The sequence below is a fragment of the Klebsiella sp. MS 92-3 genome (assembly GCF_000195655.1).
Lineage (GTDB): Bacteria > Pseudomonadota > Gammaproteobacteria > Enterobacterales > Enterobacteriaceae > Klebsiella > Klebsiella pneumoniae.
This window is the reverse complement of sequence record NZ_GL882745.1, coordinates 16,545-27,071: the sequence shown is the minus strand read 5'-3', so window position 1 is coordinate 27,071 and position 10,527 is coordinate 16,545. Positions and strand designations below refer to the sequence as shown.

Annotated in this window: 8 protein-coding genes and 1 pseudogene; 5 read left to right on the top strand and 4 right to left on the bottom strand. The window is 58.1% G+C overall.

Annotated elements, in window-relative coordinates; genetic code table 11:
• From sanA to HMPREF9538_RS22410, 4 genes are all read right to left on the bottom strand, one after another.
• On the bottom strand, window positions 1–698 hold a 698-nt coding region (gene sanA / locus HMPREF9538_RS22395), incomplete at its 3' end, for an outer membrane permeability protein SanA (RefSeq protein WP_009484184.1).
• Window positions 699–973: 275 nt separating this feature from the next.
• The gene (gene cdd, locus HMPREF9538_RS22400; protein ID WP_002912869.1) at window positions 974–1,858 is read right to left on the bottom strand and encodes a cytidine deaminase; all 885 of its coding nucleotides are present in this window, start codon (window positions 1,856–1,858) and stop codon (window positions 974–976) included.
• 127 nt (window positions 1,859–1,985) lie between these two features.
• The gene (locus HMPREF9538_RS22405; RefSeq protein ID WP_002912867.1) at window positions 1,986–2,681 is read right to left on the bottom strand and encodes a CidB/LrgB family autolysis modulator; all 696 of its coding nucleotides are present in this window, start codon (window positions 2,679–2,681) and stop codon (window positions 1,986–1,988) included.
• Window positions 2,678–3,076 carry a CidA/LrgA family protein gene (locus HMPREF9538_RS22410; protein ID WP_004175078.1) on the bottom strand — a complete coding sequence of 133 codons (399 nt, stop codon included), beginning with the start codon at window positions 3,074–3,076 and terminating at the stop codon, window positions 2,678–2,680. The genes HMPREF9538_RS22405 and HMPREF9538_RS22410 overlap by 4 nt, the downstream gene beginning before the upstream one ends.
• Window positions 3,077–3,433: 357 nt before the next feature.
• Between HMPREF9538_RS22410 and dusC the strand changes: the two genes are divergently transcribed.
• The 5 genes and pseudogenes from dusC to HMPREF9538_RS22435 all read left to right on the top strand — a co-directional run bounded on the left by dusC (window position 3,434) and on the right by HMPREF9538_RS22435 (window position 10,492).
• A complete protein-coding gene (dusC, locus tag HMPREF9538_RS22415; protein ID WP_002912862.1) occupies window positions 3,434–4,366 on the top strand; it encodes a tRNA dihydrouridine(16) synthase DusC in 933 nt (310 codons plus the stop codon).
• 357 nt (window positions 4,367–4,723) lie between these two features.
• Window positions 4,724–6,088, top strand: coding sequence for a carbohydrate porin (locus HMPREF9538_RS22420; protein ID WP_009484183.1), 1,365 nt, complete (start codon window positions 4,724–4,726; stop codon window positions 6,086–6,088).
• Between the two features lie 155 nt (window positions 6,089–6,243).
• Window positions 6,244–7,077 carry a transcriptional antiterminator BglG gene (gene bglG / locus HMPREF9538_RS22425; protein WP_002912842.1) on the top strand — a complete coding sequence of 278 codons (834 nt, stop codon included), beginning with the start codon at window positions 6,244–6,246 and terminating at the stop codon, window positions 7,075–7,077.
• Window positions 7,078–7,107: 30 nt separating this feature from the next.
• Window positions 7,108–9,082 (top strand): annotated as a pseudogene (gene bglF, locus HMPREF9538_RS22430) (PTS beta-glucoside transporter subunit IIABC).
• 15 nt (window positions 9,083–9,097) lie between these two features.
• Entirely contained in the window at window positions 9,098–10,492 is a 1,395-nt protein-coding gene (locus HMPREF9538_RS22435; protein ID WP_009484181.1) for a glycoside hydrolase family 1 protein, read from the top strand.
• Window positions 10,493–10,527 lie beyond the last annotated feature (35 nt).

The window sequence follows — 10,527 nt, the reverse complement described above, 5'->3', positions numbered from 1 at the left end:
TCCAGCAGCTGCTCCGGGGTGACGGCCGGGTAGGACTGGGCGTCATCCGGCACGTCATGCTGCTGCGCCGGAATCGGGATGAGAGGGCCGAGAAAGCGCGGTTCCCGTTTGAAGATATAGAGGTCCGCCAGCGCGCCAAAGCGGGCGCCGAACTCGCGCAGCCGCACGCTCCACATATCCTTCGGCGACGGCACCGCGTAGCATTGGGCCTGGATCCCCATATGCAGGGCGATAAACAGCGCCCGTTCGCAGTGGAAGCGCTGGGTGATGATAATGAAGTCGTTGGTGTCGAACACTTTCCGGGTACGGACGATCGAGTCGAGGGTACGGAAACCGGCATAGTCCAGTACGATATCCGCGGGATCGACGCCGCCTTTAATCAGGTCCCGACGCATGGTCATCGGTTCATTGTAGCTTTGCAGAGCATTATCGCCGCTCAGCAGGAGATAGTTGACCTTGCCGCTGTTGTAGGCGTTCAGCGCACCCTGGATGCGGTAACGGTAATACTGATTGATGACGCCGGTGCGGTAATATTTGGCGGTGCCCAGCACCACACCGACCTGACGGTAGGGCAGGTCCTGCAGTTCATCATAGATATAGGGCGCGGTTTTCCAGCTCATCCAGCGGTCAAGGCCCAGCACGGTCAACAGCAGCAGGCCGAGCAGGACTAACAGGCTGTAGAACGCACGCTTTAACATGAACTTGGCTCAATAATAGACAACGGAGTCTTCAGGCTACTTTACCCGCCGGGTAAGCGCAAGAAACCCGCGTTTGATTGCGGGGATTTTCAGCAATATAGACAGATCGCCGAATGCAGGCCGGGTAAGGCGTGAGCCGACACCCGGCATAGGGATCTTCAGGTCGCCATGGCGCGAACCGTAGGTCGGGTAAGCGTAGCGCCACCCGACACCTAACGGTATAAAAAGTCGGCCGGATAAGCCGAAGACGCCGTCCGGCAATCTGCTCAGGCTGATCAACCTAACAGGACGCGCTCAATATTGTGGCAGCCCAGCGCCTTCAGGGTGGCGACGGTGGCATCCCACTGGATCAGCGCCGCGTCGGCTTTCTCCGCCAGGATTGCCCGCTGGATAGCGGGATAATCATAGCCGTTGAGGCTCAGGAGATTCAGCGCCCCCTGCAGCGGCGGCAGCGTCGGGTTGAACGCTGCGTTTTCCGCATAGCTACCGCTGAAAATGGTACCGTCTTTCAGCTCCAGCGCCACGCCGGAAGGCGAGTGGCTATAGGGCGCATGGCAGCGGTTGGCGGCCTGAATAGCTGCCTGGGTTAGGGCATCGCCGCTGACCGGGAAGCCATGGTCCTGTTCATCCATCAGCAGGGTTTTGATCTCGAGGTCTTTCGGGCCAAAGGCGTCCGGCAGATAGTGCTCCAGGGCATGCGCTTCGCGACCCGGCAGATGAATGCGCAGCGCCAGCCCGCTGTTCAGTTCGTTCATAAACTGACGGCAATGACCGCACGGCGTGTAGTTCACCGTGATAGCGCGCAGGGAGGTCTCGCCGCGCAGCCAGGCGTGGCTGATGGCGCTCTGTTCCGCGTGAACGGTCTGCTGCATGGTAGCGCCGAGAAACTCCATATTGCCGCCAAAGTACCAGCGGCCGCTGACGCCGCGGGCGATAGCCCCGACGTTAAAATGAGAAAGGTCGGGGCGCGCGCAGGCAGCGGCAAGCGGCAGTAGCGCAAAAGCCAGCGCGTCTTCGTCCAGACCTGTCGCATGCTGCAGCGTCGCCACCTGATCGGCTTCGAGCAGCGCCGGGAAATGCGGGTCGGCGAGCATCGGGGCGATGGCCGCCTGCAGATCTGCTGCCAGAGTCGTCAAAGCAGCTTGAAAACGTGAGTGCATAGCGTTGCCTCATAACAGTGTAATGGGAAGCCAGTGTACGGGCGGCCAGCGGTTCCATATGTGATGAATATCTCATTCTTTATGCAACTCTGATTTGTTGCATTAAAAAATGTGATTTAAATCACGATTAACCTACCACTGCGAGGATCAGTGGAAATAAGAACGGCGCCATCAACGAGGTGATGATCCCGCACAGCACCAGCGCCAGTGAGCTAAACGCGCCTTCCTGATAGTCCAGCTCGGCGCAGCGGGCGGTGCCGAGGGCGTGCGAGGCGGTGCCCATTGACAGGCCGCGCGACGCTTTGGTGCGAATGCGCATCAGGTTAAGCAACGTATGCCCAAATACCGCGCCGAGGATGCCGACAAAAATTACGCACACGGCGCTGATGGCCGGAATGCCGCCGATGCTGCCGCTAACCGCCATAGCAATCGGCGTAGTGACTGACTTAGGCAGAATAGAGGCGGCGATTTGCGGCGTGGCGCCCATCAGCAGAGCGACGGTGGTGCCGGTGATCATCGCCACGCAGCTGCCGATAAAGCAGATGGTAATGATAGATTTCCAGCGGGCGCGGATCTGGTGCAGCTGTTCATACAGCGGGAACGCAAGGGCCACTACCGCCGGCTGCAGCAGATCGTTCAGGACTTTGCTGCCGGCAAAATAACGCTCATAGGAGATCCCGGTCAGTAGAAGAAATGGAATAATCACCACCATCGCCACCAGCAGCGGGTTGAGCAGCGGGAACTTAAAGCGGGCCGCCAGTTTGCGGGCGAGAAAAAAGACGATCAGGGTTAGCGGTAGCGACCACCAGATTTCATGCATCATTCTTCTTTTCCTTTTTGGCCAATCACTTTACGTTCGCCATGCACCAAATGGGAGCTCCAGCTCACCACTACAAACACCACCAGCGTACTGATGGCGCAGGAGATAACGACAGGCCCCAGCTGGGCGCGCAGCAGATCCCAGTACTGCATCACCCCAACGCCGATCGGCACGAACAGCAGCGCCATATAGCGGATCAGGATATTACAGCCGGGGTTGACCCATTGCGGCGGCATAATTTGCAGCGCCAGCAGCACGAAGAGGATCAGCATGCCGATGATGCTGCCGGGGATAGTGATAGGCAGCAGCCCGGCGATAAAAATTCCGCCGTACAGGCAGGCGTAAATCAGGACGAAAGCCCGCAGGTACTGCCAGATAATAGTCAGCGATTTACTCATGGTAATAACCCTTGATGAAGTGCATTCATCATACAATTAATCCCTAAAATGTGCTACCGATCACATCATGAATTCTATGCATAGCGCTGATAGCTTACGGGAACCATAGTCTCACCCGTCAGGGCCCGACACCTTGCGGCTCAGGCGGGATCGCTCCCCACGCTACCTTGCTGGATGAGGCGCGGCAAATAAAGGCGAATGGGACGCCACAGACCCCTGTAAAGCATAGAGATTATCTCGCCGCTTTGCCGCATCGAGCGTGCGGGGAACGGCGTGCGTCTGGTCCGACGCATTGAGCGCTTTCAACCAGCGCCCGGAGGCGCTACCATAGCGCCTCTTTTTTTTCCGGGTAACGATATGCGTGTTCTACTGGCGCCGATGGAAGGCGTGCTCGATTCGCTGGTGCGCGAGCTGCTGACCGAGGTTAACGATTACGATCTCTGCATCACCGAATTTCTGCGCGTGGTGGATCAACTGCTGCCGGTAAAATCGTTCTACAGGCTATGCCCGGAACTGCATCACCAGAGCCGCACGCCGTCCGGCACCCGCGTACGCGTCCAGCTGCTGGGACAATATCCCGAGTGGCTGGCGGAAAATGCCGCCCGCGCGGTGGCGCTGGGTTCATGGGGGGTGGATTTAAACTGCGGCTGTCCGTCGAAGCTGGTAAACGGCAGCGGCGGCGGGGCAACGCTGCTGAAAGATCCAGAGTTGATCTATCGCGGCGCGAAAGCCATGCGAGAGGCGGTTCCCGAGCATCTGCCGGTGACGGTGAAAGTTCGTCTTGGCTGGGACAGCGGTGAACGGCGCTTTGAAATCGCCGACGCGGTGCAGCAGGCGGGGGCCAGCGAACTGGTGGTTCACGGCCGTACCAAAGAAGATGGCTACAAAGCCGAACGCATCAACTGGCAGGCGATCGGCGAGATCCGCCAGCGCCTGACTATCCCGGTGGTCGCCAACGGTGAAATCTGGGACTGGCAAAGCGCCCAGGATTGTATGGCTGTCACCGGCTGCGATTCGGTGATGATTGGCCGCGGGGCGCTCAATGTGCCGAACCTCAGCCGGGTAATCAAATACAATGAACCGCGCATGCCGTGGCCGCAGGTGGTCCAGCTGTTGCAAAAATATACCCGCCTGGAAAAGCAGGGTGATACCGGTCTGTATCATGTGGCGAGAATTAAGCAGTGGTTAGGCTATTTACGCAAGGAATATACCGAGGCGCTGACCCTGTTTAATGAAATTCGCGCCCTGCAAACGTCTGCTGAAATAGCGGCGGCGATCGGCCGCTATTAACCGCCATACTGTTATTCGCTTCACATATTATTACTTGCATGCCTGTTGATGATAGGCATGGGTTGAATAAAGTGATAATGTGCGGTCAATCAATTCAGGATTGCTACTGAACTCAGGCAAAACCTAAGCACTTTCGTCATTCGTGGCGCAAAGTGCTTAGGTTTTTTTTTGGTAAAAATTCAGGGTGGATAAAATGATGATGTAAAACAATGAGATGTGAATAACGATTTCTCTGGCATTGTCGCGGTTTTATTACCGACGGACGCTTTTTGCCATTCATTTTTTAAAAAAAGAAAACGGGTAAATAAATAGCCTGGGGATCCCCTTTGTTTTTATTCAGTCACGGTGGATATCACAATGCATAACAAAAAAATAAATCAGCTTTTGATCGGCGCTATGCTGGCGGCCATGGCGCCTGCCGTGAGCGCCGCGGACATCCCGGCGTGGAACGGCAGCGCGCTGGGGTTTGAAGCCGGGCAGCAAGGGCTGCTGGGCGATATGCTAGGCATTCGTCCGATCCTTGAAGAAAACGGCTTTCATTATAATCTCGGCTATCTTAACGAGATGGCCTACAACGCCGGCGGCGGTTATGACCATGATAAACACCTGGCCTATATTGACCAGGTGTCATTGACCTTTACCCAGGATCTGGAGCGCTGGACCGGCATACCGGACGCGCGGCTTGAGGGCAATATCGTCAACCGCAACCACGATGATAATCTCACCACGAAACGGCTGCAGGATCCGCGGGTGAGTTTCAACGATCTATCGCAGGAGAGCTGGGGCGGCGGGTCGATTACCCGCCTTGGCTGGCTCACCTTTGCCCGCAGCTTTGACGACCGCCGCCTGACCTGGCGCATCGGCATGATGAACAAGGTGCAAACCTTCGACCAGATCATACCCTGCGATTTTCAGCTGCTGACCCAGTGCGGTGGGAAATCGGCCAACTCGCTGACCTGGAATAACTGGAACATTCATACCTGGGGCACCACCCTGGAGTACAAGCTGACGCCGACCGTCACCCTGAAAGGCGGGGTGATGGAGCAAAACCCGCAGGCTACCGCGCGCAGCCACGCGTGGAGCTGGTCGACGAAGGGTAGCAAAGGCATCTTACTGCCGATGGAGATCGAAACCCGTCCGCTGATTAATGGCCTGCCGGGAGCCTATAACCTTGGCGTGGTCTGGACTAACGCGCCGCAGAGCGACCTCTACAGCGGTAAATCCGGCGGCGCCGGGGCGACCGATCCGCAAGGTTACGCCGAGCACGATAGCACCTGGTTTATGTACGCCGGCCTGAACCAGCAGATCACCCGCCACACCGACGACCCGCTGCGGGGAATGAGCGTCTCACTGAGCGGCAGCCTCAGCGACCAGCGCAGCAACTATATCCACTCCGCCGTCGCCGCCTCCATGCGCTACCGCGGTCTGTTTGACGCCCGCCCGGAGGACTGGATTGGCTTCGGCCTGACGTGGATCGACATGAGCAGCCACTACGCACGTAATCAGCGCTATATGAATCAGATAAGCGGCGCCACCGACTATAACGATCCGGCTTACCTGCCGGTGGCCGGTCATTCGCTGAACGGTGAGCTCTATTATCGCTTCCGCCCGGTCTCCTGGCTGGAGCTGCAGCCGGGCCTGCAGTACTGGCACCGTCCGGGCGGCGTCGCGCAGACCCAGGACGCGTGGGTAGTGGAGTGGAAAACCGTCGTGACCTTCTGATAGTCGCGATCTTAATCACGTTTTTTCACTTGTCAGGTTGAGCGCGCAGCAGAAGTTGTTACAGTGCGGGTGTTGGATTGCAACTGCTGCGGCAGGCAAAACCTGATCACCTGGCGTTTCGTCGGGGGTCAGGTTTTTTTGTTTCTGGGGTCTATATGCAAATCGCCAAAGTACTCAATAACAATGTGGTGGTGGTTCTCGACGAGCACCGGCGCGAACAGGTGGTGATGGGGCGAGGGCTGGCCTTTCAGAAACGCCCGGGCGACGTGCTGGACGACAGTAAAATTGAAAAAGTTTTCGCCTTACAAAGCGATGAGCTGGTCGGCCGCTTAGGCGAGCTGCTCAGTCAAATACCGTTAGAAGTGATGACCACCTGCGATCGCATTATCGACCTGGCACGCGGACGGCTGGGCAAGTTACAGGAAAGTTTGTACATCACGTTAACGGATCACTGTCATTTTGCTATCGAGCGGCAGAAAAAGGGCATCGCACTGCGTAACGTGCTGCTGTGGGAGATTAAGCGGCTGTATCCGAAGGAGTTCGCGCTGGGCCAGGAGGCAAGGGCCATCATTGCCAAAAGGCTCGGCGTGGAGCTGGCGGAGGATGAAGCCGGATTTATCGCCCTGCATCTGGTGACGGCGCAGCTCAACAGCGAAATGCCGGAGGTCATGCACGTGACCCGGGTGATGCAGGAGATCCTGCAGCTGGTGAAGTATCAGCTGCAGCTTAACTACGATGAAGAGTCGCTGAGCTATCAGCGTTTCGTCACCCACCTGAAGTTTTTCGCCCAGCGGATGCTGACGCGCACGGTGGTGGAAGATGACGACGTCTCGCTGCACAGCGCGGTGAAAGATAACTACGCCAAAGCGTGGAAGTGTGCGGAAACGGTGGCGACGCATCTGCAAAAGCAGTATCAGCGGTCGCTGACCACCGAAGAAATTATGTTTCTTGCCATTCATATCGAACGGGTAAGAAAAGAGGGGCGTTAATTCTCCCCAACAAAACTGGATTGTTACTGCATGATGCAGGCAAAACCTGAGCGCGACGCCCACCGGCGTGGTTCTCGGGTTTTTTTATTTTTTACTACTCAGTCGCCGGTTGTCTGCGGGCAGCGGCAGTAAGGAAAAGAGCATGGAATATAAAGCACTCGCGCAGGATATTCTCAACCGCGTCGGCGGCAAAGAGAACATTGTGAGTCTGGTTCACTGTGCGACACGTCTGCGTTTTAAACTGAAGGATAACGGCAAAGCCGATGCCGAAGGGCTGAAGGCCAATCCGGGCGTGATTATGGTGGTGGAGAGCGGCGGCCAGTTTCAGGTGGTGATTGGCAACCACGTTCACGACGTCTGGCTGGCGGTGCGCCAGGAGGCGGGGTTAAGCGATGACAGCGAACCGGTTGCCGAGGAAAAAGCGGCCAAAGGATCGGTGTTAAGCCAGCTTATCGACATCATCTCCGGCATTTTTACACCGTTTATCGGCGTGATGGCGGCAACCGGTCTGCTGAAAGGCCTGCTGGCGCTGGCGGTGACCTGCGGCTGGCTTACGCCGGAGCAGGGGACTTATAAAATCTGGTTTGCCGCCAGCGACGCGCTGTTCTTTTTCTTCCCGCTGTTTCTTGGCTATACCGCCGGGAAGAAGTTTGGCGGCAACCCGTTTATCTCGATGGTGATTGGCGGGGCGTTAACCCACCCGCTGATGATTCAGGCCTTTGAGGCCAGCCAGGCGCCGGGCGCGGCGGTGGAGCACTTTCTCGGCATTCCGGTGACCTTTATCAACTACAGCTCGTCAGTGATCCCGATTATTCTCGCCTCATGGGTCTCCTGCTGGCTGGAACGCAAGAGCAACGCGCTGTTGCCGTCATCGATGAAAAACTTCTTCAGCCCGGCCATCTGCCTGGCGGTGGTGGTCCCGCTCACCTTCCTGGTGATTGGCCCGGTCGCCACCTGGCTGAGCCATCTGCTGGCCAACGGCTACCAGTTCATTTATGCGTTTGCCCCATGGCTGGCGGGCGCGGTACTGGGCGCCATGTGGCAGGTGTGCGTTATTTTCGGCCTGCACTGGGGGCTGGTGCCGTTGATGATCAACAACATGACGGTACTTGGTCACGACTCCATGCTGCCGATTATTCTTCCGGCGGTGATTGCCCAGGTGGGCGCCGTGCTCGGTATTTTCCTCGCCACCCGCGATGCGCGTCAGCGGGTGCTGGCCGGTTCCGCCTTCTCCGCCGGGCTGTTCGGCATCACTGAGCCGGCTATCTATGGCCTGACTCTGCCGCTGCGCCGTCCGTTTATCTTCGGCTGTGTCGCCGGGGCGATTGGCGGGGCGATCACTGCCTTTAGCAACAGTTATGCCTACTCGTTTGGCCTGCCAAACATCTTTTTCCCGGCGCAAATGATCCCGCCCGGCGGGATTGACGCCAGCGTCTGGGGCGGGCTTATCGGCACCGGCGTGGCTTTCGTGCTCGCCTGCGTGCTGACCTTCTTCGCCGGCCTGCCGCGCGCCAGCGCTGCACCGGGCGCCGTGACGGTAGCCCCGGCCTCGGCAAACGATATTCTGGCGCCGATGAGCGGCAGCGTTATCGCCCTCGAGCAGGTGCCGGATAGCACCTTCGCCAGCGGCCTGCTGGGTAAAGGGGTCGCCATTATCCCGGCGGTGGGCCAAGTGATTGCCCCGTTCCCGGGCGAAGTGGCCTCCCTGTTTCAGACTAAACACGCCATCGGCCTGCAAAGCGACAGCGGCATTGAGCTGCTGATCCACGTCGGCATCGATACGGTCAAACTCGACGGCGTGCCCTTTACCGCGCATGTGAAAGAGGGCGACAGGGTACAGGCCGGCGATCTGCTGATTGAGTTTGATCGCCAGGCGATTCTGGACGCCGGCTACGACCTGGTGACCCCGATCATTATCAGCAACAGCGACGACTACCGGGAGATTTACACGGTGGCGTCCAGCGCCGTCGAAGCCGGTCAGCCGCTGTTGTCAGTCAGCCATTAATCACAGGAGAAAGAGATGAAAACATTCCCGGCGGATTTTTTGTGGGGCGGCGCGACCGCGGCCAATCAGGTGGAAGGTGCTTATCTGGAAGATGGCAAAGGCTTATCCACCTCCGATGTACAGCCGCACGGCGTGTTCGGCGAAGTGGTCGAGCGCGTACCAGGCGACAACGGGATTAAGGATGTGGCGATCGATTTTTACCATCGCTATCCGGAAGATATCGCCCTGTTTGCCGAGATGGGTTTTAACTGCCTGCGAGTCTCTATCGCCTGGACCCGCATCTACCCCAACGGTGACGACGCCGAGCCGAACGAAGCCGGCCTCGCGTTCTACGACAAGCTGTTCGACGAGATGGCGAAGCACAAGATCACCCCGCTGGTGACGCTGTCGCATTATGAAATGCCATGGGCGCTGGTAAAAAACTACGGTGGCTGGGGCAGCCGGGAGGTGATTAGCTTCTTTGAGCGCTACGCCCGGACGGTGTTCAGCCGCTATAAAAATAAGGTCAAACTGTGGCTGACCTTTAACGAAATCAATATGTCGCTACATGCCCCGATGACCGGCGTCGGCCTGCCGGCCGGCAGCAGCAAAGGCGAGGTGTATCAGGCGATTCACCACCAGCTGGTGGCCAGCGCGCTGGCGGTCAAAGCCTGTCATGAGCTGGTGCCTGAGGGCAAAATCGGCAATATGCTGCTCGGCGGGCTGATGTATCCCCTGAGCTGCAAACCGGAGGATGTGTTCGAGACGCTGCAGGAGAACCGCAGCTGGCAGTTCTTCGGCGACGTACAGGCGCGCGGCGCGTACCCGGGCTATATGCAGCGCTATTTCCGTGACAACGGCATCACGCTCACCATCACCGACGCCGATCGTGAAGCGCTAAAAACCACCGTCGACTTTATCTCCTTCAGCTACTACATGACCGGCTGCGTCACCGCCGACGAGGCGCTGAACCAGCAGGCGCGCGGCAATATTCTCAGCATGGTGCCGAACCCGCACCTGGCGAGCTCGGAGTGGGGCTGGCAGATAGATCCGCTGGGCCTGCGCACACTGCTGAACGTGCTGTGGGATCGCTACCAGAAGCCGCTGTTTATCGTGGAAAACGGTCTGGGCGCCAAAGATAAGGTGGAAGCCGACGGCAGCATTAACGATGACTACCGCATCAGTTACCTGAACGACCACCTGGTGCAGGCGCGGGAAGCCATTGACGATGGCGTTGAGCTGATGGGCTTTACCAGCTGGGGACCGATTGACCTGGTGAGCGCCTCAAAGGCGGAGCTGTCGAAGCGCTACGGCTTTATCTATGTCGACCGCCATGATGACGGTACCGGCACCCTGGCGCGCAGTAAGAAGAAGAGCTTTGGCTGGTATAAAGAGGTGATTGCCAGCCGCGGCGCCAGCCTGAAAGCCTAAAGAATGCCCCCCCCCCCCCCCCCCCCGGGGGGGGG

Bases quoted from the DNA above. Each gene is read 5' to 3' on its own strand.
- cdd (WP_002912869.1), bottom strand. From the start codon at position 1,858: ATGCACTCACGTTTTCAAGCTGCTTTGACGACTCTGGCAGCAGATCTG.
- HMPREF9538_RS22405 (WP_002912867.1), bottom strand. From the start codon at position 2,681: ATGATGCATGAAATCTGGTGGTCGCTACCGCTAACCCTGATCGTCTTT.
- HMPREF9538_RS22410 (WP_004175078.1), bottom strand. From the start codon at position 3,076: ATGAGTAAATCGCTGACTATTATCTGGCAGTACCTGCGGGCTTTCGTC.
- dusC (WP_002912862.1), top strand. From the start codon at position 3,434: ATGCGTGTTCTACTGGCGCCGATGGAAGGCGTGCTCGATTCGCTGGTG.
- HMPREF9538_RS22420 (WP_009484183.1), top strand. From the start codon at position 4,724: ATGCATAACAAAAAAATAAATCAGCTTTTGATCGGCGCTATGCTGGCG.
- bglG (WP_002912842.1), top strand. From the start codon at position 6,244: ATGCAAATCGCCAAAGTACTCAATAACAATGTGGTGGTGGTTCTCGAC.
- HMPREF9538_RS22435 (WP_009484181.1), top strand. From the start codon at position 9,098: ATGAAAACATTCCCGGCGGATTTTTTGTGGGGCGGCGCGACCGCGGCC.